The organism is Providencia sp. PROV261, from assembly GCF_028477945.1.
Classification (GTDB): Bacteria; Pseudomonadota; Gammaproteobacteria; order Enterobacterales; family Enterobacteriaceae; genus Providencia; species Providencia stuartii.
This window is the reverse complement of the sequence record NZ_JAMPMC010000002.1, coordinates 47,275-69,868: the sequence shown is the minus strand read 5'-3', so window position 1 is coordinate 69,868 and position 22,594 is coordinate 47,275. Positions and strand designations below refer to the sequence as shown.

Here is a 22,594-nt window from a genome sequence, read left to right as displayed (position 1 = left end):
TAATGTAGAGAATACTTTTATGTCACTAAACATTATTGGTTTATTCTTTTTAACGGCGTTAGCTGAGATTGCAGGTTGCTATTTCCCGTATTTATGGATGAAAAAGCAAGGTGGTGCATGGTTACTTTTGCCTGCTGCACTATGTTTAATGTTGTTTGTTTGGTTGCTGACGCTCCATCCTGAAGCAAGTGGGCGAATTTATGCAACATATGGGGGGATCTATATTGCAACTGCATTGATATGGTTGCGTATAGTCGATGGTGTATCATTAAACACAACGGACTGGGTGGGGGCTGTAGTAGTATTTATTGGTGCTGGTATTATTATTAGTGGTTGGAAATAGCGTTTAATTTTAAATTAATATAATTAGTTAACGCTTATTAATGAAAAGGGATTTTTGTTTTTAGTTGGATGATTATTTGAATTAAAGTAAAATTACGTATTCCTAAAGTTAAATTTAATAATAATGATAAATAGCGCGTTATTTGGTTTAAGTTTTATTTTTGTTTGGTCTTGTGGTTTTTATATTTTGATCTGAATTGTATTTTTGCAATTTATAAATTTATCGTTAATTGATCTGTGTCAATATTTAAAATAGCTACTCTATTGGTAGTATATTTAATTGGAGATTAACTACTCAGTTAATATTAATTTACCTTTTATTTTCACATTCATTGATTTTAGGCAATATATAATTATCATACGCTGATATTCTGCGACCGACTTATACCCATTTTGTTTCAAGTTGCTTAGTGTTGGACTGCACCGATTAATTCGAGTTATAGAATTTATCTTTGTCTCGAAATAGCGTTGTTAGCCACCTATCGCATGCTTGGATTATTTAGGGTAATGACAATAAATATAAAGAGGGAAGCAATGAACGTCAGTCGCAGAAAGTTTTTTAAAATCTGTGCCGGCGGGATGGCAGGTACTACTGTAGCAGCGTTAGGTTTTATGCCAGCAACGGCAATGGCCAATGTACGTGAATATAAATTACTACGGTCTAAAGAGACTCGTAATACTTGTACTTACTGTTCTGTAGGGTGTGGATTATTAATCTATAGCATGGGCGATGGTGCCATGAATGCTAAATCCGCTATTTTCCATGTTGAAGGAGATCCTGATCATCCTGTTAACCGTGGAGCTTTATGTCCTAAAGGGGCGGGCCTACTTGATTACATCCATAGTGAAAATCGACTACGTTATCCTGAATATCGCGCACCAGGCTCTGATAAATGGCAGCGTATAAGTTGGGATGAAGCTTTCACCCGTATTGCTCGGTTAATGAAAGATGACCGAGACGCAAATTTCATCGAAAAAAATGAACAAGGAACAACGGTAAATCGTTGGTTATCGACAGGGATGCTTTGTGCATCCGCGGCGAGCAACGAAACCGGTATGTTAACTCAGAAATTTGCACGCTCCCTCGGGATGTTAGCGGTTGATAACCAAGCGCGTGTCTGACACGGACCAACGGTAGCAAGTCTTGCTCCAACATTTGGTCGCGGTGCGATGACCAACCACTGGGTTGATATCAAAAATGCTAATGTCGTCGTTGTGATGGGCGGAAATGCTGCGGAAGCACATCCTGTTGGATTCCGCTGGGCAATTGAAGCGAAAAATAACAACGATGCCACACTGATTGTCATTGATCCACGTTTTACGCGTACGGCATCAGTGGCTGATCACTATGTGCCTATTCGCTCAGGTACTGACATTACCTTCTTGTCAGGGGTACTACTGTATCTGATAGAAAATAACAAAATTAATAAAGAGTACGTACAACACTATACCAATGCGGCACTCTTGGTAAGGGATGATTTCAGCTTTGAAGATGGTCTATTTAGTGGTTATAACGCGGAAAAACGCGCTTATGATAAGACCACGTGGAACTATCAATTTGATGAAAATGGTCATGCGTTGCGTGATGACTCTTTACAACATCCTCGTTGTGTATGGAATTTGCTCAAACAGCACGTTTCTCGTTATACACCCGAAATCGTCGAACAAATTTGTGGTACACCAAAAGATGACTTTTTAAAAGTCTGCGAAATTTTGGCTTCAACCAGCGCTGCCGATAGAACAACAACGTTTTTATATGCGTTAGGTTGGACTCAACATACTGTTGGTGCACAAAATATTCGTACTATGGCGATGATCCAATTGCTGCTCGGCAATATGGGTATGGCTGGTGGTGGGGTGAATGCGCTGCGTGGTCACTCAAATATTCAAGGGCTGACGGATCTCGGTTTGTTATCAACAAGTCTACCGGGATATCTCACTTTGCCTTCTGAAAAAATGGTGACAGTAGACAGCTATTTAGCTGCTAATACACCAAAAGCAACGTTGCCAAATCAGGTTAACTATTGGAGTAACTATCCAAAATTCTTTGTCAGTTTGATGAAGTCTTTCTATGGTGATGCTGCGCAAAAAGATAATCAATGGGGCTATGATTGGTTGCCAAAATGGGATCAGGCTTATGATGTCATGAAGTATTTTGACATGATGAGTAAAGATCAAGTTAATGGCTATATTTGCCAAGGTTTTAACCCTGTTGCATCGTTCCCGGACAAGAACAAAGTAGTTAGCTGCTTAAGTAAATTGAAGTACTTAGTTATTGTTGACCCTTTGGTGACGGAAACGGCTAATTTCTGGCAAAACCATGGTGAGATGAATGACGTTGATACGGCATCTATCCAAACTGAAGTGTTCCGTTTGCCATCAACCTGTTTCGCCGAAGAAGATGGTTCGATTGCTAACTCAGGCCGTTGGTTGCAATGGCACTGGAAGGCAGCAGACGCACCGGGTGAAGCACGTAATGACGGTCAGATCTTAACCGGTATTTTATATAAAATCCGCGAGCTTTATGAGCAAGAAGGCGGGAAAGGTCGTGATCAATTAATGCAGATGCGTTGGGATTACAAACGCCAATTCCATCCTGAATCAGAAGAAGTTGCGAAAGAGAACAATGGCGTTGCATTGGTCGATTTGTATGATGCTGACGGTAATTTGCAAGCCAAAAAAGGTGAACTGCTTAGCTCGTTCGCGCTGTTACGCGATGACGGCTCTACGGCCTCGTCTTGCTGGATTTATACTGGTTGCTGGACCGAAAAAGGGAACCAGATGGCAAACCGTGATAACAGTGACCCATCAGGACTCGGAAATACATTAGGTTGGGCGTGGGCATGGCCATTGAATCGCCGCGTGATTTATAACCGTGCATCTTGTGATACACAAGGTAAGCCATGGGATAAAAAACGGATGTTGATCGAGTGGAATGGGAAAAAATGGGTCGGTAATGATATTCCTGACTTTAATGCTTCGGCACCTGAAGTCGGTACTGGGCCATTTATCATGCAACCTGAAGGCTTAGGCCGTCTATTTGCAATTGATAAAATGGCGGAAGGGCCATTCCCTGAACATTATGAGCCGTTTGAAACCCCATTAGGTACGAACCCGCTACATCCAAATGTCGTTTCTAACCCAGCGGCACGTATTTTTGAGGACGATAAAAAGCGCCTTGGAAACCATGAGCAGTTCCCTTATGTCGGAACGACTTACCGCTTAACGGAGCATTTCCATACGTGGACGAAGCATGCGCGTTTAAATGCGATTGTGCAGCCTGAACAATTCGTTGAGATCAGTGAAACCTTGGCGAAGGCAAAAGGTATTGCAAATGGCGATAGAGTCAAAGTGAGCAGTCAACGTGGCTTCATTAAAGCAGTAGCCGTTGTGACACAGCGCTTACAAACGTTGATGGTCGATGGTAAACCGATAGAAACGGTTGGGGTACCGATCCACTGGGGCTTTGAAGGTGCAACGCAAAAAGGCTTCATTACGAATACGTTAACACCATCCGTTGGTGACGCAAACTCTCAGACACCTGAGTATAAAGCGTTTTTGGTTAATATAGAGAAGGCGTAAGGGAGGGAACGAATGCAATCTCAAGACATTATTAAACGTTCCGCGACCAACAGTATTACGCCTCCACCACAAGCGCGTGATGACAAGTTTGAAGTTGCGAAACTCATTGATGTAACGTCCTGTATTGGTTGTAAAGCCTGTCAGGTGGCGTGTTCGGAATGGAACGACATTCGTGATGAGGTCGGCCATTGTGTGGGGGTTTATGACAACCCTCTGGATTTGAGCGCTAAGTCATGGACAGTGATGCGTTTTAGCGAAACGACTGAAAATGGCAAGTTAGAATGGCTTATCCGTAAAGATGGCTGTATGCACTGTACGGATCCTGGTTGTTTAAAATCTTGCCCTTCAGCAGGCGCTATTATCCAATATGCAAATGGTATTGTGGATTTCCAATCTGAGCACTGTATCGGTTGTGGTTATTGTATTGCGGGATGCCCATTTAATATTCCTCGTTTAAACCCGAAAGATAATCGAGTTTATAAATGTACTTTGTGTGTGGATAGAGTCGCGGTAGGCCAAGAGCCAGCCTGTGTGAAAACCTGCCCAACAGGGGCTATTCATTTCGGTACTAAAAAAGAGATGTTGGAATATGCCTCTGAGCGTGTCGATAAACTACAAAAACGTGGTTTTAAAAACGCAGGGATCTACGACCCTAAAGGCGTGGGCGGTACACATGTGATGTATGTACTCCAACATGCGGATAATCCAGAGTTATATCATGGGTTACCAAAGGATCCACAAATTGATACACCGATTAACTTGTGGAAGGCAGTCTTGAAACCACTTTCAGTAGTCGGCTTTATTGCCACTTTTGCAGGGTTGATTTTCCACTATGTTGGAGTTGGCCCTAATAAAGAAGTGGATGATGAAGAGGAGGAAGATGGTCATGAGTAAAAAGAGCAAAATGATTGTTCGGACAAAGTTTATTGACCGAGCATGCCACTGGACCGTGGTTATCTGCTTCTTTTTAGTTGCTTTGTCTGGGATAGCGCTCTTTTTCCCAACATTGCAATGGTTGACTGAAACCTTTGGTACACCACAAATGGGGCGGATCCTACATCCATTTTTTGGTGTATTAATCTTTGTGGTGTTGATGTTTATGTTTTTCCGTTTTGTAAAACATAACATTCCAGATAAACAAGATTTACCTTGGATCAAGAACATTGTTGAGGTTCTTAAAGGTAACGAACACCATGTTGCAGATGTAGGCAAATATAACGCAGGACAAAAAATGATGTTCTGGAGCATCATGAGTATGATTTTTGTACTCTTAGCAACAGGGATCATTATCTGGCGTCCATATTTTGCGCATTTATTCCCAATGTGGTTAGTACGCTGGAGTTTATTTATCCATGCGGCGGCGGCAATCATCTTAATTCACGCTATTCTGATTCATATGTATATGGCATTTTGGGTTAAAGGCTCGATTAAGGGGATGATTGAAGGGAAAGTCAGTCGTCGTTGGGCGAAAAAACATCACCCTCGTTGGTATCGAGAAATTGAAGCAAAAGAGGCGGAAACGGAAAAAAACAAATCGTAACGCTTTCCATTTTTAATTCAAAGCCACTGCAATAATGCGGTGGCTTTTTTTTGGCGATTTTTTTGTTAGTGTTAATGGTTCGTGCATATGCAGAGGAAAAAAACATGCGGGCTGACCAATATATTGCTTACTGTTCCGTTCGAGCATTAAAACGAGAAAAAGACCGTTCATTATTACGTAAAATGTCTTATGTGAAATATTGGGTTTTATGTAACCAACAAGGCGCAGAAGTTATCCGAGAAACTCAGGTGGATGATTTTATCGAACAGTTACGCCGTTATTTAAATATAACAAGAAACAGCCAATACTATTTTAATCAACAGCAACAAATCGTCATCACTTGCGATAAGCCTACTTCAATAGTTTTAACTTTAGAATGGGCAGATGAAAGTGCCATATTTGTTGAGTCAGTATCAGAGCAATCTCTGTCATCATTGCAAAATGAAGGGAATAACTTGCAGGCATTTTTGCTGACGCTGCAAAAAATTGAACAATTAGCTGAACAAATCGGTGAAACAGGATTTGCTGCTATTTTTAAATCGCAAGCAGAAAAACTCCAAAAGCCAGTTGAAGATAATGAGATGCTTTGTGAACGATTATTTGATGTGGCATGTGGCGCTTGGGTATTCGGTGGTATGGGGTCATGGAATGATTCATCCCCATTTTTAGCTTATGAAAAAGGGTTAGAAGCAGAATATGATAGGTTAACCAATGAACTGTATCACCATATAAACCTTGCGCTTCGTTATTCAGCAAATCAATGTGCGTGTGACCCATTGAACTGAAACAGCACTTTTTCTGAAAAACAAACATAAAAAGCAGCATAGCTTAGAACAGCGACTTCAATTATCGGAGCGAAGTCAGCGACATACATTAACAATCACTTGCAAACAACAATAAAAGAGTACGACTATGAGTATTGAATCTGTTAGACGCTTTATGGCTCAACATGCGCCGGATATCGACATTATTGAAACCGATGGCGTGACGGCTACCGTTGAGCAAGCTGCCATCGTTCATAATGTTGAGCCTAACCAAATAGCGAAAACCTTATCATTGAAAGTGAAAAATGAGGTTGTGCTTGTGGTTTGTGCTGGAGAAGCTCGATTAGATAACCAAAAGGTTAAACAGGCTTTAGGCTCGAAAGCGAGAATGCTCAGAGCCGATGAGGTGGTAGAGCTAACCAGTCACCCTGTTGGGGGTGTTTGTCCATTTGGTTTGCCTTCCGAACTCCCTGTATATTGCGATATTTCATTGCAACAATACAGTGAGGTACTGCCTGCTGCTGGCTCTGTAAACAGTGCGCTGAGAATATCGCCTCAACGGATGCTCGAGCTGACCAAAGGTGCTTGGATAGATATTTGCCAATAGTTGTATCGATTTACAAATAAGGGTTTTGTAGGCGATATAACACATGTTCTTGTAGCCAATGGCCTTCAGGGAGTGCTGGATGAGCGAAGTTTTCAGCCTCCTTGGTCATCCCTAATTTTTTCATCACGCCTTCAGAAGGGGTATTGGCGACCGCAGTGAATGCGACAATTTCTTTTAGTTTAAGTTGATTAAAAGCGAATTGGATAACAGTCTTGGCCGCCTCTGTTGTATAGCCTTGCCGCCAATATTGCGGAAGTAATCGCCATGCGATTTCTGTGCAAGGGGAGCAAGGAAGCGGATATTCTGGAATATTTAATCCAACAAACCCAATCAGTGAATGGTCCGATTTTAATTCAACGGCCCATATGCCCCATCCTCCTTGGGTGGCAAATCGTTCCATAATCGTGTCCATCATTTGATCACTTTGTGATTTATTTAATACCGAAGGGAAGTAGCGCATTACCTCCGGTGAACTATTCATATCAAAAAAACGCTCTTTATCTTGTTCGGCCCAGCGTCTTAAACGTAAGCGAGGCGTTTCAAGTTCTATGATTGACATGTGAAGCCTTGTATTATTTTGTGGTTAATTGCATGTGGAGAATGGGGAAGGGGTTACCTTCACCATCCGTTTCAGAACGAGCAAATTGTGTAAACCCCATATGTTGGTAGAAACCAACAGCCTGTGGATTCTGCTCATTGACATCAACTTCATTAATGCCCAACTCTTTTATGGCAAAATTGAGGAGTTGTTTACCTATTCCTTTACCCCGATGAGCCGCTGAAATAAATAACATTTCAAGTTTATGTTGATCAACGCCAATAAACCCACTTATTTGATTATTTTCATCTATTGAGACATAAGTTGCCAATTGGGGAAGATATTGTTCACGGATTGCCACTTTTAACGTCTGTAATATATTTTCAGGTAAAAAATCGTGCGTTGCTCTGACGGATGACTCCCAAACAGCCATAATTTGCTGGTATTGTGCAGGAGTAGCAGGTTGAATACCCATGAATGATGCCTTTAGCCCAATGTCGTTTCTTTGAGTGTATTGATTAATATGCCGTAGCGCAATTTTAAAATAGCTTTCATAGAAATAGCGTATTTATCCTTAATTGAGGGAAAAACAGCAGGCCAAGTCTATTTTTGAGATATTAATCGCAGAAAAAAAAGTCAGTTACTTCATTATAACGGAATGTTAATTTTATAGAAAAATAATCATAATGGGATTGTTTTTATAGAATATTAACGGCAGGAATCATAACGATAATATACAACAACAAAATGGTAGGGAGCTTTCGATGAAATATAAAGTTTTAACAGTTTGTTTATCAGCCGCATTGCTTACCCCAATGACTCCAGTACTTGCAAATACCGATAATGTCGAAAATATGCAACTTGACCAAGTTTTATTATTAAGTCGTCATAATTTGCGCACACCGATTGTGAATACGGGGATCTTAACCGAAGTTACCGATAAAAAATGGCCAGCTTGGGATGCGCAAAGTGGCTATTTAACAACAAAAGGTGGTGCACTAGAAGTGTATATGGGGCACTACTTTAGAGAATGGATTGAGCAAAATAAATTAGTTCCCGATGAATTATGCCCAACGGGTAATGAAGATCTTTTCGTTTACACGAATAGCTTACAAAGAACCATTGCAACGGCTCAATTTTTCACTGCGGGCGCATTTCCTGGGTGCACAGTGAAGATCCACCACCAACCTGAAATAGGTAAGATGGATCCTGTTTTTAATCCAATCATTACTAACGATAGCCCTGAGTTTAAACAAAAAGCATTATTAGCCATGGAGGAGCATTTAAAGGGCCTCAACCTTAAACCTGGTTATGATGAATTGGATACCGTGCTCGACATTAAAAATTCGGAGAAATGTAAGACCGATAAACTCTGCGAGCTTTCATCGCAAACAAACAGTTTTATTATTGAAGCGAATAAAGAACCGGGGGTTGTTGGCTCACTTAAAATAGCGAACTCGGCAGTAGATGCTATCGATTTGCAATACTATGAGGGTTTTCCTGAATCACAAGTGGCTTGGGGTATGGTCAACACGGATGATAAATGGACTAAATTAAATACCCTTAAAAATGGTTATCAGGAAACGCTATTTTCCCCCAAATTGATTGCGAAGAATGTGGCTCACCCATTATTAAATTATATCAATAAGGGCTTTGTTTCCGCTGATAAAGGTGAGACTGCTAAATTTATTATGTTGGTTGGGCATGACTCAAATATTGCTTCCTTAATGTCAGCAATGGATTTCAAACCTTATAAACTACCTGATCAATATGAATATACGCCTATTGGTGGAAAATTGGTCTTCCAACGTTGGCATGATAAGAGCGATAAGAAAGACTATGTTAAAGTGGAGTATGTATATCAAACAGCAGAGCAACTTAGAAATAATAGTTACCTGTCTTTAGAAACGCCACCAAAACATGTCACGCTAGAAATGAAAAATTGCCCAATAGATAAAAATGGATACTGCTCTTGGGAAGATTTTCAAAAAGTGATGAAATCAGCATTAGATCAATCAAACTAAAATAGCCTCTATTTATTGCCCGTGGTCTTGCGGGCAATAAATATCATCTGTATATATACTTTATATTTCGCATGTTAAAACTCACGGAATGGACCCCAGTGTGTGTGTTAGCATTTGTTTTTTACACAAGATAAATCGATAAAACTGGACAAAATGAATATCCAATTACAACGTTTAAGTCAAATTAACTGTCATGACATCATCGCATTAAATACTCACCCGCTTGTATTAGCGCATATGCCGCTAGGTGATAATCAATTTGATGAGACTTTTTGCAAGGAATGGGTCAAACAGAAAGAGCAACACTGGCAAACACATGGCTTTGGTGTATGGGCATTAACTTTTGATGGCGTATTTGGCGGTTGGGGTGGTTTTCAAGATGAAAATGGAGACGCAGATTTAGCGTTAGTGCTTCATCCAGATTACTGGGGATACGGTAAAAATATTGCTAAAAAAATAGTTGAGCAAGCGGCGGCTCAACTGTCATTAACGTCGATAACTATCCACCTCCCATTAAGTCGAAAAAAACTGGGCGCAATTAGGCGCTATGGTTTTATCGAAGAGGGAGAGGTGGATTTTGATGGGGTGGCTTTTAAGCGTTTTCGATTGAAACTATCATCGTTAATGAAGAAAAAACCCTGCTAAAAAGCAGGGCGTGAAAGCCACGAAAATGTTTATGAGCCTTCAATTTAACTGATAATCTTGTGTAATAGTCTTATAAATTGTGTGTATTTATTATCTCTTGATATCATCGTAAAAAGATGATCTTGATGAGTTTAAAGGCTGAATATTTTATTAAAAAATCTATTTTTTGCTATCGCATTTTTATTATCGAACGACTAAAACTGAAGTTTTTGCATAGCGTACGACAGATGCTGCATTAGACCCTAACAGGTATGTTGACATACTTGGATGGCGAGAGCCGATTAAAATGAGGTCTGCATTGATTTCCTCAGCGATAGCCAAGATTTCATCTTTCACGGAGCCGACAGAAGAGGTGACGTGGATCTTATTTTCTGGGATAGAGAAGCGTTTAACTTTTTCTTTTAATTCATCGAGAATCACTTCGGCTTGCTTTTCTTCGTCAGGGAAATCACTAGGAAGAATGGTTCCACCATAGCGCAAATAGTTAGAAATAGGTGCTGTGACAGCAAGGAAATGAACTTCAGCGTCATTTAATTTCTGAATTGCATTAACATGGGGTATGACGAGATCAGTCAGTGCATCTTCGCTAACGTCGATCGGAACTAAAATAGTTTTGTACATAAATCCTCCTTTTTATCTTTTATTTTATAAGTTTAGAACATTTCAAAGCATATTGAAATTAATCATTAATATTTTAAATGTAATTAGCTATTTTGGTTAAAAATGAAAGGGGATAGCTGTTCTGTGTTGAAAGTAGGGGAGGAAAGTATCACTGCTACGGCTTGTAGCAGTGAATCAAACGAATAGATTACTTTTTACAAGCTTCTTTTAAACCACCTTTACAGGCTTTATTTAAATATTCGCTCGCTGCTTTATCATCCATTTCTGTACCCTCACCATTTTCATACATTTTACCGACTTGGTATTGTGCTGGTGGGAACTTTTTATCGGCTGATTTTTTAAACCAATCAAAAGCAATAATGTAGTTTTGTTTCACTCCAACGCCTTGATAGTATATCTGCCCAAGGTAATTCTGGGCTTCTGCATTGCCTTGATTGGCGGATTTTTCAAGCCAGTTGATTGCAGTTTCAATGTTAGGTTCAACGCCATTACCATTTAAGTACATGTCGGCTAAAAAAAGCTGTGCATCTGCGTTACCCTTATTGGACGCCATAGTTAACCATTTTTTAGCTTTAGGGTAATCTTGTTTTATCTCTTTGCCTAGGTAATAGCCAATACCTAGCATAACTTGCGCTTTGATATCACCTTTTTTGGCTTCATTCTCCACAATTCTTAACGTCTCTTTTGGAACTTCCGCGAAACTTGAGTGAATAGAAAGAATGAAAAGTAACAGTAATGAGTAGATTTTATACATAGTGCTATTAATATCTTATTGTGTCAGTGAGCAAGATAAAGATAGTGATTCGTTTTTATATGAAGACATAGATCAAGCGAATAATAACATTATCAACAATCGTTGTTAGGGTTAACCAATAAATTTTACGTTAAATACTCTACGTCGCCAAACATAGAATATCAATGTGTTTTAACGTTTTTTATATGATGGAAGATATTTCAATGTGATGAAGCGATATCACGCAGATTATGTGTATTTTTAATATAAAACAAGGCATGGGTGAGTTAAATTCAGATGGTGACGGAGTGGGAGTATTTTATAAGTTTATTATATTGTAATTAGCATATTATATAGTATTTTTCGATATGCTGGTTTTTTTTGCTAATGCTGGATTGGGGGAGTTTTTTTGAAATATCAAGCATGGTAAAGAATAAATAAAAATCAATTAACAACCCCTTAAAAACGGCATTTAAAGCCGGTTATTTTTAGGCATTTTCTTAAACGTATAATTATTTAAATATAAGTTAAAAATCGTTAACACCCCCTAGCAATTTAGGGGGTGTTGTTATTTATATGTTATTTTACCAGGTGTTAGTTACCATCATTAGCCCAGGTAAGGTGCAAGTCACAATACCGATTACCAAAGTTAACTCACCGAGATATTTAATGGTTTTATTAAGTGAAAATACGCAGAAAAATAGAAACCATAGAATAGCCCAAAGCAACCATAGTGCAATCATTCGAGCATCAGCACTTGTGTAGTAGGCGTAGAATAAAGCATTAAAAAAGACAAAAAGGCAGTACCAACCAAATAGTTTCCCTGATAGTGAATATATCTTTATAAAACTGAGAAAAATATAAGTGAATGTAAATAACATTGATTGGGCAATGGTAAGGTATGCAGTATTTTCTTTAGCATTTACCATTAAAACAATATTGCCAATTAAGCAGAAAAAACCAATAATGCCATTGAATATTCCTGTTTCTTTGTTGTCATATCCTTTAATGATAGAAATACCGTTAATGATTAAAACGCTACCAATAAAAATGAGTAATAGGCCATTCATTTATCACCTCTTGAGGGAGAATTGATTTTTTTCGACAGTAAATTCTATGTGCTCTCTGCTTTTTTCATGTAATATTACATCGGCAACTAATGGTTCAATATGAATTTTAAATATTCGCTTGATATCTCTTACCCCGTAGCGACGATCGCACATTGAATTTATTTTCATTTTTGTTGCAGTATCCAGTACTACTGTGACGGCGTTTTTAGCGATTCTTTTATTGAGTTTTGAAAGTTCAATATCAATAATTTTACTCGCTTGTTCTGAATCTATTTTATTAAAGCTAATCTTTCTATCGATACGGTTAATAAATTCAGGTTCGAATTTATTTTCTAACAATTTTAGTATTTTTTGCTGATGATATTTTTTAGTGAATAAATGTACTAACCCCTGTTTTTCATTTAAAATATCTCTAGAGCCTAAATTGGAAGTCATAATAATAATGGCATTTTTGAAGTTAATAACTTTCTGACCATTTGCAAGGCTCAATTCACCAGTATCAAGAATATTGAGCAGTGTTCTAATCACTTCTTTGCTTGCTTTTTCTATTTCATCAAATAAGACAATACCTGGTGTACTATAGCTTCCTTCGATTTTATCTATATCAAACAAGGAATATGATTCTTTACTCCCGGCGTAACCGGGAGGTGCACCAGATAAAGATGCGGCATAATGATCTTGAGACAACGTATTCATATTTATGCGACAATAATGCGCTTTACCATTATTAAGCGCTTTTGCTAAAGCGATCACTGTTTCTGTTTTACCAACACCAGTTGGCCCAAGAAATAGCATGGTACTTAGTGGCCTTTCGGGATCAAAAATATTGGTTTTAATACAATAAAGAATATCCTTTAACTGTTTTAAAGCCTCCTCTTGGCCAATAATAGTATTTTCAATATATTGAATGACTTTATCAGGATCAAAAATAAACCGGAAATGGCCCATCTTTTTTTGGGGCTCTGAAATGTGTTTTTCTTTATGACTTTCAGCTAGCATATCATTAATAAAGGGCATGGATTATTCCTAAATAGTGATAATTTATTAAGTAGTAAATCAAGAAAAACTATTTATATAAAATACGATAATATTCCCCGTTGTTGACGCATACGACAACGTTTAAAAATAACAATTTATATTTAGTAAATTTATAGTTTATTCATTAGCCTACAATTTTTATTTTATTGCCATCGGTTGGTAAATTGTAAACTTGGCACTCTGAAACACCGATAGTCTCTCTGGTTATGCTTTCAACTTGCTGTTGAGTTTTTTCTGCATCTAGAACCCAACTACGATAAAACTCAAACGGGCACTCTGCGAGACCTTTATCACCATCACCTGATTGATAAATACCGGTATAACCACGATGTAATATTTTAAAGAGGTGGTTTTGTGATTGGTCATATCGACGCGCATCGCGAATTTCCGTGACAGAAAGTTGCGCGTATTGGACGCCCATCTCTTCTTCACCACATTCGCCCAATGTGTGACCATCAAAACCAATAATAGCGGAATGACCAAAGTAGGTATAAACACCGTCAAAACCTGTTCCATTCGCCACGGCGACATAACAGTTATTTGCCCACGCCATGGTTTTTGCCATCATAATTTGCTGCTCTTTGGCAGGATACATATAGCCTTGGCAGCGAATAATTAACTCAGCGCCTTTCATTGCACAATCACGCCATATTTCAGGATAATTACCATCATCACAGATGATTAGACTTATTTTTAACCCTTTAGGTCCTTCTGAAACATAAGTTTTATCGCCTGGATACCAACCTTCGACAGGGCACCACGGGATAATTTTGCGGTATTTTTGTACAATATTCCCTTTGTCATCAATTAAGATAAGTGTGTTATAAGGGGCTTTTAAGGGATGTTCTTCGTGCTGTTCACCTGTGATTGAAAATACGCCCCACACACCATTTGCTTTACATGCAGCTGAAAAAATTTGTGTTTCATCACCCGGTACAGTTGCTGCCGTTTCCATCATCTCTTCATGATCATACATAATGCCTTGAGTGCTGTACTCAGGAAAAATAATCAGATCAAGTCCTGGAAAACCGGTTTTCATTCCTGCAATAACATCTGAGATTTTATTTGCATTTTCAATAACTTCTTTTCGATTATGCAAACGAGGTATTTTATAGTTCACAACCGCAACACCCACTGATGTTGGACTACTTGAAATATCACCATGTCTCATAAGTTTCCCCTTTGTGTCATTTTGATGTTCGTTTTACGACTAAGTAAATATAGTTATTAAGTTACAAGTGGGGGGAGTAAATGGCGCCGAAATGTGATTTACGTCGCATTTTTATAATGAATTTTGTGGGGTTATTTAATTGTTTGATTTTATTAGCTAATTTTTTCTTAAAGAGTGTGTTTTATCGTTTATATGGGGTTTTACTTGGTCAATCACAGAAGAGGTAATGGGGGATAATAACGAAAATTTGTGTAACAAATTTATTTTTATATTGTGGTTTTGATTTAAATTAATGATAAATGTTGGTGATGGGCGCGCTTAGCTGTTTTTCAAAGTTTAATCTTTAGTAGAGGGTTGTCGTTCTTATTTGTAAAAAATCAGCACAACTAACTGATCAATGTCATGATAAAACGGCAACCCCGTAAAATTGAAATGTCACTTTAATTTTTCAGATAACCATAAGCCACTTTTTTTCATTAAATAACCGAATAAGACCCCCACCAATAATGAAGGAAGGGCGGCTGTCCATTCGCCTTGAGAGGCAAAAAGAGCACATGCGCCAATAAATGTGCCGGGAATATATGATAGCCATTGCTGCCTTGCTTGAATGCACATCATAAAAGCCACAATACCCGTGATCAAATATTCCAATAAATTAGGAATACCATTAAACAAGGTATCGCTGTGGAGCATAATGAGACCCCATGCGACTCCGCTGGCGGTAGTGAAGAAGGTAATGAACAACCCTTTAATGCCTTCTTTTGGATAAGCAAAATAAGCGGTACAGCCTAAAAAACCAGCCCACCCAATCAGCCCTAACGAATTCGCTAACCACGCCCAAACGGCTGACAAAATCGCGGTTGTTAAAGAAATAGAAAAAAGTATTTTCACAGTGATTCTTAAATAATGATTAAAGTTAAACCAGAATAGAAAATGAACCCGTCATTCTCTTGACATGTTTATCGAGCCATCTATCGGGAGAGGTTATCGAAGGGAGGGGATTCTATCATTAGCTAATCAGGTAAAAAAAAGCATTTGATCAAGATATACGCGGAAATTTTCCTATCTAGATTGAACGTGTTGTTTTTAGACAGCTAGGTAGCAGGTGAGTGCCTGTTGAACGGGTTCGATTGACAGCTTGCTACCTAGATATACACTATTCCATATCAAATAACGGTGTTGGTTTTCCGTTATCATCAACGGCAACAAAATTAAATTGACCATGGATCACTTCTTCGCGTCCTTCACGATACATATCTTCTAAGAATATCGACACATTGACAGTCAAACTTGTTCGACCAACGCGGCTAACTTTACCGACTAATTCGACGATGGTGCCAGAAGGAATCGGGTGAGTGAAATTGATTTTTTCGGTTGAGACTGTCACTAAGCGTTTACGGCAAAAACGTGTTGCGGTAATAAAAGAGACCTCATCCATCCAAGCGAGAGCGGTACCACCAAATAAGGTGTCGTGGTGGTTAGTGGTGGTTGGAAAAATAACCTTTGAAACACTTGTGATAGAACCTTCAATTTTTTGCGTGATTATCTCATCAACGTCAGAACGCATAATATGGCCTTACAATAATTGCTGTGGAGACGATATTCGTCATACTTCAAATGGCAGCATTGCTGACGGCATTGATGCAATAATGGCATACATTTGTATGTATTTAGTGGCATATGCGTCGTCGCCTAGCTGCCTTTCATCTATCAACTCAGTGTAATATGCTTTTAAAATAAATTACACCGATGATATTTCAAGGGTAAATATATTAGTGATCATAGATGTATATGACCCGTTAAAAACAGTGTTGCCTCACCCGTTAATTTTACCCGCTGATCTTCAACCGCACATAGTACGACACCACCACGAGCCGATATTTGATGGCCGACTAACTGATTTTTATTTAAGCGAGCCGCCCATAATGGGGCAATGGCACAATGCGAGGTACCTGTGACGGGATCTTCATCCACGCCTTTAGCTGGGGCAAAATAGCGTGAAACAAAGTCGATATGTGGTTCATGACTTGCTGCTGTAATTGTTAGGCCAGGTAGAGGCAGTGCAGCTAAAGCAGACATATTTGGAGAGCAGTGTGCCACTTGGTCAGGGCTACTTAAGAAACAGACATAGCGATCTTTAGCTAGCCACAATGCTTCAATTTCAACCCCCAAAATATCGGCTAGCTGTGGGTAATCTGCAATTGAAGCAGGTTGTGTATTGAGAATAGGGAAATCGAGAGTAAACCCACTGCCATTTTTATAAAGCGTCAGCTCCCCTGAGAGGGATTTAAAAATAAAAGGGTTAATGGGGTGTTGTCTAAACTGATTAAGGACAAATGCAGCCGCTAATGTGGCATGCCCACAGAGATTGACCTCTACCGCCGGTGTGAACCAGCGAATATGATCCCCAACTAAAAATGCGGTTTCTGATAAATTAATTTCAGCCGCAATCGCAATCAATTGGTTATCTGGTAACCATTCATCAAGTAATACGACCGCGGCAGGGTTGCCTTGAAACTGGGTATTGGTAAAAGCATCAACATAGAAAACAGGCAGTGTTGAAAGACTCATAACGGTTTCCAAAAGCAGGTTAAATAGGGGAAAAGTATAGCGTTAATTAATCACTAACATAATAGTTTTAAGGATGAAATAAAAACGCCCGATAGGTAATTCTGCATATCGGGCGTGGGGATGATTGATAACTAACGGAAAATTATTTTGCGTTTACTTCGTTATCATCTGCATTTTTTAACATTTTTCTGACTGGAATGATTAATGCAGCTAGCACGATTGCACAGATAACTAATGCGATTGAAACATGTGAGAACAACTCAGGCATTGAATTTAGTTGCTCTTTATTGATATTCCCGCCCATGATACCAGCAGCAAGGTTACCTAATGCGCTTGCACAGAACCAGAGCCCCATCACTTGGCCACGCATCTTTTGTGGTGCCAGCAGAGTCATGGTTGCTAAGCCAATAGGGCTTAGGCATAGCTCACCGAGAGTGAGTAAAAGAATACTCGAAACTAACCAGAACGGCGAAACCCCTGTTTGTGTGGCAAGAACTTGGTTGGCTGCCATCATCATGACCGCAAAGCCTGCCGCAGCAAATAAGATACCGATGACAAATTTAGTCATGCTGCTTGGGTTGATATTGCGTTTGGCAAGAGAAGGCCAGAACCAGCTAAAGACAGGTGCCAACAGGATAATAAACAATGCGTTGATAGACTGGAACCAAATGGTTGGGATCTCAAATGAGCCCATTTGGCGATCGGTATAGTCACGCGCAAAGATATTAAATGAGGTTGGTTTTTGTTCAAACGCTGACCAGAAGAAAGCTGCTGCAATGAGCAGTATCAAACAAGCGAGGAGACGTGAACGCTCACTGCTATTAAGGCCGGCAAAGAAGAACATGAAAAAGAAGTAGATACCCACACACGTGGAGATGATGTAGGCTGAGCTTTTTGCGATTGTCGCCGCATTAAAGGGGATAACGCCATTGTCGATAAGGATCACCAACACCGCGAGGATTGCCATAGCGAGCGTTACCCATTTACCGACATTTTTACGCTCGACAGTTGGGCGGTTCCACGTTGAATCTAACCCGACTTCTTTGTCGTAGCGGCGCATTTGTGGGATGGCATAGAAACGGAAAATCAAGAGTGCAATCAGCATACCGATACCGCCAAGACCAAAGCCAAGATGCCAGCCGTATTTTTCATGCAAAGGGCCGATGATCAGTGGAGCGATAAACGACCCCATGTTAATCCCCATATAGAACAAGGAGAAACCACCGTCACGACGAGTATCTTCTTTTTTATAGAGTGTTCCCACCATAACCGTGATACAGGTTTTAAACAAACCAGTTCCTAACACGATTAATAGGAGACCAACAAAGAAGAAGGTATTGCTTAAAAACGCAGACATTGCGATTGATAAGTGGCCGAATGCAATGATTAACGAGCCGTACCAAACCGCTCTGCGCTGCCCTAGCCAGTTATCTGCTAGCCAGCCACCAGGAAGTGATGTGATATAAACCCCACCAGCAAAGATCCCGACGATAGCGGAAGCTTGCTCAATAGGTAACTCCATTCCCCCTTGTAGCAGTGCGGCACTCATAAACAAGATGAGCAGTGGGCGCACGCCATAGAAAGAGAACCTTTCCCACATTTCCGTGAGGAAGAGTGAACTCAGTGGGTATGGATGCCCAAAAAAGGTTTTTGTTTTAGTCGCAGAATGACTCATCTGTGAACTCCGATAAATTATATTTTGATTAGTTGTGCTTGAAAAAACACCTGACAAAGTGGTAGGTGCCAAAATTTAGAGATATGTTAACTTCATTTTGTAAACATATTTTTAACATACATTATTATAAAAACACTGAAAAACAGAATATATTTATTGTGAAAAGTGTTTTTTTAAGGTGAAAAGTCGATATCACTCGCATTTTTCACGATAAGGTAGGCGACAATACAGGAATTTTGTTGACAAGAAAAGAGGTGATTATAAAAGAAACATAGTCTTATAAAACATAAATTTATGTTATGTTTTCTGTGTTTTTTGCATAAAATGCTGTTATACCTACAATAAATGAGGGAAATGAATAAATAACTCTACCGATTATTCACAGTGAACGTGATGGGATGTTTTGTTCAGCAGCGAGAGAAGGCTTAGCCCTCTCTTTTCTATTAGGCCGATGGTGATTTACAATCCTGAGATTGACGTTTAATGATGTACCATGAATAAAGTAAGTTAAATAGAACTAAGGCAGCGGTAAAGAAAAAGACGGCTCTAAAGCCATAGCTTGCGGCCACAAACGAGCCCATTAGCGGGCCAGTCACGTTCCCAACATCCCGCAAGGCTTGGTTGTAGCTGAAAATGCGCCCTGTCACTTGATGTGAGATGTTATAGATAATTAATGTTTGTACTGCGGGCAATAAAGCGGCGTTTAATGCACCGAGCAAGAAACGCAGCGCCCCCAACTCCCAGTAATTACTCACCAATCCCATAGGGAATAAAACGAAAATAGAGGCCGCTAATACTGCAAGTAGCACTTTTTCTGGCCCGATACGATCACTTAGTTTCCCCAATCTAGGCGCACTGAGTAGCGCTGCAACCCCTGGAATTGAGGCAATTACCCCGCTAATAAAGGCTAAATTCTCAGTCGTGCCTGCAAGATCACGAACATAGAGTGTAATGACAGGGTTGATGGAACCAATCGCAGCTTGAATAATCATGGTGGTAAAAAATAAGCTAATCACCAAATTCTTATTTTTGAGGGAGGCAAATACTTGTTTGTTATTCAGCGCGTCTTTACGTGAAACAGGGGTAAAACGTTCACGAACATAGAATAAGGTCACAATAAAACAAATAAAGAGGACCGTTGCAGTAATAAAGAAAACGGGGCGTAAGCCATATTGGTCAGCAAGTAACCCGCCAATCAATGGACCGATCAGGGCACCACTAACGGCGCCCGTCGCTAATACGCCCATTGCCCAACCACTTTTTTTCACGGGAACTTGTGTGGCGATGAGGGCATTTGCATTGGGCACAAATCCACCGAGTAGTCCTAATAAGGCCCTTAGTATCAATAATTGCCAAATGTTTTGAGCGAAACCAATGAGCACCATCACTATTGCCATACCGAGTGCTGAGCGTAGTAGCATCAACTTTCTGCCTTTGCGGTCAGATAAACGCCCCCAAAATGGAGCGGCAATAGCGGAAAACAAAAACGTAATACTGAAAACGGCTCCTGTCCATAGGTTTAATGAGCTGTGATCGGTAACCCCTAACTCCTCAATATAAAGCGGAAGAAAAGGCATGATCAGGCTAAATGCCGCACCGGTTAAAAAACAACCGAACCAAACGACATAAAGATTACGTTTCCAATAACTGTTTCTGTTTAACATAGACTCCTTGCTCAACTGTTTATGCTTAAAACACAACGGCTGCCAGATAACTGACAGCCGTTGTGTTTTATCTAATGATGGATTTTGTCTAAATCACCGTACAAAGAAGTTTCTCCTTTGGGGCGCGTTTTAAAACGTCGGTGTAGCCACATATATTGTTCGGGGGCTAATAATATCGCTTGCTCAATAAGTTGATTCATTTTGGTTGCAACCGCGACTTCATCATCGATAGGGAAATCATCGACAGCAGGTTGAATAACCAACTCATAACCTTTTCCTGCGGGTAAGCGACGCGGAATAAAAGGAACAATAAGCGGATTCGCTAAGCGCAATAAGATCGCTGAGCCATTGGTGGTTGCTGCATTTTTTACTGCAAATAGTGGGGCAAACGAGCTATTTCGAGGACCATAATCATGGTCGGGGGCATACCACAATATTTCCCCTTGTTTGAGACTGCGTACCATCCCTTTGACGTCTTTGCGGTCCAACATATATTTGTTAGAGCGTAGGCGTCCTCGGGTCTGAAGCCAGTCCATTAATTTATTATCATTTGGACGGTAAACGCCAATGCCGGGGTTAAGCATACCGAAAGCTCTTGCACCAAGCTCTAATGTCAGAAAATGGATCCCTAATACAATAATGCCACGGCCTGTCGATTGAGCCGCAATCATATGTTCACGCCCTTCGATTTTGAACCAGCGGCGTATGCGCCATTCAGGCCAAAACCATGCCATGCCTGTTTCAAAAACCCCCATACCCACGGACTCAAAATTTTTATCAATGTAGTGTTGGCGTTTTTCTAAGCTCATTTCAGGAAAACAGAGCGCTAGGTTGCGATCGGCAATTTGGGCGCGTTTTTTTAGCAAATGTTTGGACAATAAGCCTAAACGGGTTCCCATCCAATAAATCATGGGATAGGGCAAAAGAACCAGTACGTAAAGCAGACCGATACCAAACCAAGTGAGCCAGTAACGTGGGTGTAATAAACTTTTATCAAACTTTGGAGCTTGTATCATTGGTTTCCAAAAAATTAGGTTAGTGACTGAAGGCCGTTGTGAGTTGTTTAAATTTTTATGACAACAGCGATTAACAGATTGATTTTAGCGACTAGAAGGCCATGAGATGAGCAAGCAAGCCAGTGCTAAAAGCAATCAAATTATCAATAGTATCTATTATATACTCTAAATAATTTGAGGGGCAGGTCAGTAGAGACCTAAGGCTGTAATTTGAGTAAATTCACTTAATTAACAGCGTTGCCACCTAAAGTATGGTGAGTATAACAAATTATTCATTTAATAAATTGGCCGTCTGTAGGGTACTCATCAGTTCGGCCAAATTCCGTACTGCCATTTTTTCCATCATGCGAGAACGATGCACTTCGACGGTTCGAACAGAAACACAGGCCACATCGGCGATTTCCCGGTTAATTAAGCCTTGCAAAACGTATTTGCAAATCTCTTTTTCTCTTGGTGTCAGTGTTTGGTAACGCTGCTGAATAAGATAACTTGCCGTGGCTTGTTGGGTTTTTTCTTGTGCTTGCTCAAGTGTTTTTGCTAATAGCTGGCTATCAATTGGTTTTTGTAGAAAATCGACAGCGCCTAGTTTGACTTGTTCGACGGCCATAGGAATATCGCCATGACCAGAGAGAAAGATCACCGCTAATGTGCTTTGTTGGGCTTTGAGCAGTTGGTGAACTTGGCGACCATCCAGTTTTGGCATACGCATGTCGAGGAGTACCACGCCCTCTTGGTGAAGGTCGGCTTGTTGAACAAATTGTTCACTGTCATTCCAAACAACGACGGTATAACCGAGCGTTTCAAGGAGAAATTGGCAAGCATCGGTAACTGCCGGATCGTCGTCCACCAGATGGATAACAGGCATGAATAGAACCTCACTTCATCAAATTGGGATATCAATGTTTAAATTCATGATGAATGTATTTTTACATATTAACATAGTTAATGTTATCAATAGTATGCGAAAGTCCTATTTATCGTTACTGAATAAGG

22 protein-coding genes are annotated in these 22,594 nt (G+C 39.9%); 8 read left to right on the top strand and 14 right to left on the bottom strand.

Annotated features, from left to right (window positions below; all coding sequences use genetic code 11):
• Window positions 1-19: 19 nt before the first annotated feature.
• The 6 genes from PR675_RS00340 (at window position 20) to PR675_RS00315 (ending at window position 6,835) form a co-directional block, all read left to right on the top strand.
• Window positions 20-343, top strand: a complete 324-nt coding sequence (locus PR675_RS00340; RefSeq protein ID WP_014657996.1) for a YnfA family protein — start codon at window positions 20-22, stop codon at window positions 341-343.
• Window positions 344-876: 533 nt separating this feature from the next.
• Entirely contained in the window at window positions 877-3,924 is a 3,048-nt protein-coding gene (fdnG, locus tag PR675_RS00335; protein ID WP_102780659.1) for a formate dehydrogenase-N subunit alpha, read from the top strand.
• A gap of 12 nt (window positions 3,925-3,936) precedes the next feature.
• Window positions 3,937-4,818, top strand: coding sequence for a formate dehydrogenase subunit beta (gene fdxH / locus PR675_RS00330; RefSeq protein WP_004918334.1), 882 nt, complete (start codon window positions 3,937-3,939; stop codon window positions 4,816-4,818).
• The gene (fdnI, locus tag PR675_RS00325; RefSeq protein WP_004918336.1) at window positions 4,811-5,464 is read left to right on the top strand and encodes a formate dehydrogenase-N subunit gamma; all 654 of its coding nucleotides are present in this window, start codon (window positions 4,811-4,813) and stop codon (window positions 5,462-5,464) included. Before fdxH ends, fdnI begins: the two co-directional genes overlap by 8 nt.
• 104 nt (window positions 5,465-5,568) lie before the next feature.
• On the top strand, window positions 5,569-6,249 hold the full coding sequence (locus PR675_RS00320; RefSeq protein ID WP_014657999.1) for a hypothetical protein: 681 nt from the start codon (window positions 5,569-5,571) through the stop codon (window positions 6,247-6,249).
• Window positions 6,250-6,376: 127 nt separating this feature from the next.
• The gene (locus PR675_RS00315) at window positions 6,377-6,835 is read left to right on the top strand and encodes a YbaK/EbsC family protein (RefSeq protein ID WP_036943686.1); all 459 of its coding nucleotides are present in this window, start codon (window positions 6,377-6,379) and stop codon (window positions 6,833-6,835) included.
• A gap of 10 nt (window positions 6,836-6,845) precedes the next feature.
• Here PR675_RS00315 and PR675_RS00310 read toward each other — a convergent pair whose 3' ends face one another.
• Both PR675_RS00310 and PR675_RS00305 read right to left on the bottom strand, forming a co-directional pair.
• The gene (locus PR675_RS00310; protein WP_004918342.1) at window positions 6,846-7,394 is read right to left on the bottom strand and encodes a GNAT family N-acetyltransferase; all 549 of its coding nucleotides are present in this window, start codon (window positions 7,392-7,394) and stop codon (window positions 6,846-6,848) included.
• A gap of 13 nt (window positions 7,395-7,407) precedes the next feature.
• Window positions 7,408-7,848: a GNAT family N-acetyltransferase gene (locus tag PR675_RS00305; protein WP_004918344.1), complete on the bottom strand. Its 441-nt coding sequence runs from the start codon at window positions 7,846-7,848 to the stop codon at window positions 7,408-7,410.
• A 289-nt stretch (window positions 7,849-8,137) separates the two neighbouring features.
• On the opposite strand from PR675_RS00305, the gene agp reads away from it, so the two are divergent.
• A complete protein-coding gene (gene agp / locus PR675_RS00300) occupies window positions 8,138-9,397 on the top strand; it encodes a bifunctional glucose-1-phosphatase/inositol phosphatase (RefSeq protein WP_004918346.1) in 1,260 nt (419 codons plus the stop codon).
• Window positions 9,398-9,550: 153 nt separating this feature from the next.
• The gene (locus PR675_RS00295; RefSeq protein ID WP_014658003.1) at window positions 9,551-10,042 is read left to right on the top strand and encodes a GNAT family N-acetyltransferase; all 492 of its coding nucleotides are present in this window, start codon (window positions 9,551-9,553) and stop codon (window positions 10,040-10,042) included.
• 183 nt (window positions 10,043-10,225) lie between these two features.
• Here PR675_RS00295 and PR675_RS00290 read toward each other — a convergent pair whose 3' ends face one another.
• The 12 genes from PR675_RS00290 to ttrR form a co-directional block, all read right to left on the bottom strand.
• The gene (locus tag PR675_RS00290) at window positions 10,226-10,663 is read right to left on the bottom strand and encodes a universal stress protein (protein WP_004918350.1); all 438 of its coding nucleotides are present in this window, start codon (window positions 10,661-10,663) and stop codon (window positions 10,226-10,228) included.
• Between the two features lie 187 nt (window positions 10,664-10,850).
• The gene (locus tag PR675_RS00285) at window positions 10,851-11,417 is read right to left on the bottom strand and encodes a tetratricopeptide repeat protein (RefSeq protein ID WP_004918352.1); all 567 of its coding nucleotides are present in this window, start codon (window positions 11,415-11,417) and stop codon (window positions 10,851-10,853) included.
• A gap of 563 nt (window positions 11,418-11,980) precedes the next feature.
• On the bottom strand, window positions 11,981-12,466 hold the full coding sequence (locus PR675_RS00280) for an AmiS/UreI family transporter (protein WP_272582644.1): 486 nt from the start codon (window positions 12,464-12,466) through the stop codon (window positions 11,981-11,983).
• 3 nt (window positions 12,467-12,469) lie between these two features.
• Window positions 12,470-13,483: an AAA family ATPase gene (locus PR675_RS00275; RefSeq protein ID WP_060560717.1), complete on the bottom strand. Its 1,014-nt coding sequence runs from the start codon at window positions 13,481-13,483 to the stop codon at window positions 12,470-12,472.
• Window positions 13,484-13,628: 145 nt separating this feature from the next.
• Complete coding sequence (locus tag PR675_RS00270) at window positions 13,629-14,675, bottom strand: aliphatic amidase (protein WP_004918358.1); 1,047 nt, start codon at window positions 14,673-14,675, stop codon at window positions 13,629-13,631.
• A gap of 435 nt (window positions 14,676-15,110) precedes the next feature.
• Window positions 15,111-15,566: a DUF1097 domain-containing protein gene (locus PR675_RS00265; protein ID WP_014658006.1), complete on the bottom strand. Its 456-nt coding sequence runs from the start codon at window positions 15,564-15,566 to the stop codon at window positions 15,111-15,113.
• 265 nt (window positions 15,567-15,831) lie between these two features.
• The gene (locus PR675_RS00260; protein ID WP_014658007.1) at window positions 15,832-16,242 is read right to left on the bottom strand and encodes an acyl-CoA thioesterase; all 411 of its coding nucleotides are present in this window, start codon (window positions 16,240-16,242) and stop codon (window positions 15,832-15,834) included.
• A gap of 212 nt (window positions 16,243-16,454) precedes the next feature.
• Window positions 16,455-17,246 (bottom strand): PhzF family phenazine biosynthesis protein, encoded by a 792-nt coding sequence (locus tag PR675_RS00255; RefSeq protein ID WP_036943694.1) that lies wholly within the window; start codon window positions 17,244-17,246, stop codon window positions 16,455-16,457.
• Window positions 17,247-17,388: 142 nt separating this feature from the next.
• The gene (locus tag PR675_RS00250; RefSeq protein ID WP_004918490.1) at window positions 17,389-18,921 is read right to left on the bottom strand and encodes a peptide MFS transporter; all 1,533 of its coding nucleotides are present in this window, start codon (window positions 18,919-18,921) and stop codon (window positions 17,389-17,391) included.
• A gap of 443 nt (window positions 18,922-19,364) precedes the next feature.
• Window positions 19,365-20,585 (bottom strand): multidrug efflux MFS transporter MdtG, encoded by a 1,221-nt coding sequence (gene mdtG, locus PR675_RS00245; protein ID WP_004918491.1) that lies wholly within the window; start codon window positions 20,583-20,585, stop codon window positions 19,365-19,367.
• 71 nt (window positions 20,586-20,656) lie between these two features.
• On the bottom strand, window positions 20,657-21,601 hold the full coding sequence (locus PR675_RS00240) for a Kdo(2)-lipid IV(A) acyltransferase (protein ID WP_004918492.1): 945 nt from the start codon (window positions 21,599-21,601) through the stop codon (window positions 20,657-20,659).
• Between the two features lie 268 nt (window positions 21,602-21,869).
• On the bottom strand, window positions 21,870-22,466 hold the full coding sequence (gene ttrR / locus PR675_RS00235; protein WP_004918493.1) for a tetrathionate respiration response regulator TtrR: 597 nt from the start codon (window positions 22,464-22,466) through the stop codon (window positions 21,870-21,872).
• Window positions 22,467-22,594: the final 128 nt, after the last annotated feature.

Coding starts and splice junctions, on each gene's coding strand:
- PR675_RS00305 (WP_004918344.1), bottom strand. CDS start 7,848: ATGGGTATTCAACCTGCTACTCCTGCACAATACCAGCAAATTATGGCT.
- mdtG (WP_004918491.1), bottom strand. CDS start 20,585: ATGTTAAACAGAAACAGTTATTGGAAACGTAATCTTTATGTCGTTTGG.
- PR675_RS00310 (WP_004918342.1), bottom strand. CDS start 7,394: ATGTCAATCATAGAACTTGAAACGCCTCGCTTACGTTTAAGACGCTGG.
- agp (WP_004918346.1), top strand. CDS start 8,138: ATGAAATATAAAGTTTTAACAGTTTGTTTATCAGCCGCATTGCTTACC.
- PR675_RS00290 (WP_004918350.1), bottom strand. CDS start 10,663: ATGTACAAAACTATTTTAGTTCCGATCGACGTTAGCGAAGATGCACTG.
- fdxH (WP_004918334.1), top strand. CDS start 3,937: ATGCAATCTCAAGACATTATTAAACGTTCCGCGACCAACAGTATTACG.
- PR675_RS00315 (WP_036943686.1), top strand. CDS start 6,377: ATGAGTATTGAATCTGTTAGACGCTTTATGGCTCAACATGCGCCGGAT.
- PR675_RS00255 (WP_036943694.1), bottom strand. CDS start 17,246: ATGAGTCTTTCAACACTGCCTGTTTTCTATGTTGATGCTTTTACCAAT.
- PR675_RS00240 (WP_004918492.1), bottom strand. CDS start 21,601: ATGATACAAGCTCCAAAGTTTGATAAAAGTTTATTACACCCACGTTAC.
- ttrR (WP_004918493.1), bottom strand. CDS start 22,466: ATGCCTGTTATCCATCTGGTGGACGACGATCCGGCAGTTACCGATGCT.
- PR675_RS00320 (WP_014657999.1), top strand. CDS start 5,569: ATGCGGGCTGACCAATATATTGCTTACTGTTCCGTTCGAGCATTAAAA.
- PR675_RS00285 (WP_004918352.1), bottom strand. CDS start 11,417: ATGTATAAAATCTACTCATTACTGTTACTTTTCATTCTTTCTATTCAC.
- PR675_RS00260 (WP_014658007.1), bottom strand. CDS start 16,242: ATGCGTTCTGACGTTGATGAGATAATCACGCAAAAAATTGAAGGTTCT.
- PR675_RS00295 (WP_014658003.1), top strand. CDS start 9,551: ATGAATATCCAATTACAACGTTTAAGTCAAATTAACTGTCATGACATC.
- PR675_RS00250 (WP_004918490.1), bottom strand. CDS start 18,921: ATGAGTCATTCTGCGACTAAAACAAAAACCTTTTTTGGGCATCCATAC.
- PR675_RS00340 (WP_014657996.1), top strand. CDS start 20: ATGTCACTAAACATTATTGGTTTATTCTTTTTAACGGCGTTAGCTGAG.
- fdnI (WP_004918336.1), top strand. CDS start 4,811: ATGAGTAAAAAGAGCAAAATGATTGTTCGGACAAAGTTTATTGACCGA.
- PR675_RS00270 (WP_004918358.1), bottom strand. CDS start 14,675: ATGAGACATGGTGATATTTCAAGTAGTCCAACATCAGTGGGTGTTGCG.
- PR675_RS00275 (WP_060560717.1), bottom strand. CDS start 13,483: ATGCCCTTTATTAATGATATGCTAGCTGAAAGTCATAAAGAAAAACAC.
- PR675_RS00280 (WP_272582644.1), bottom strand. CDS start 12,466: ATGAATGGCCTATTACTCATTTTTATTGGTAGCGTTTTAATCATTAAC.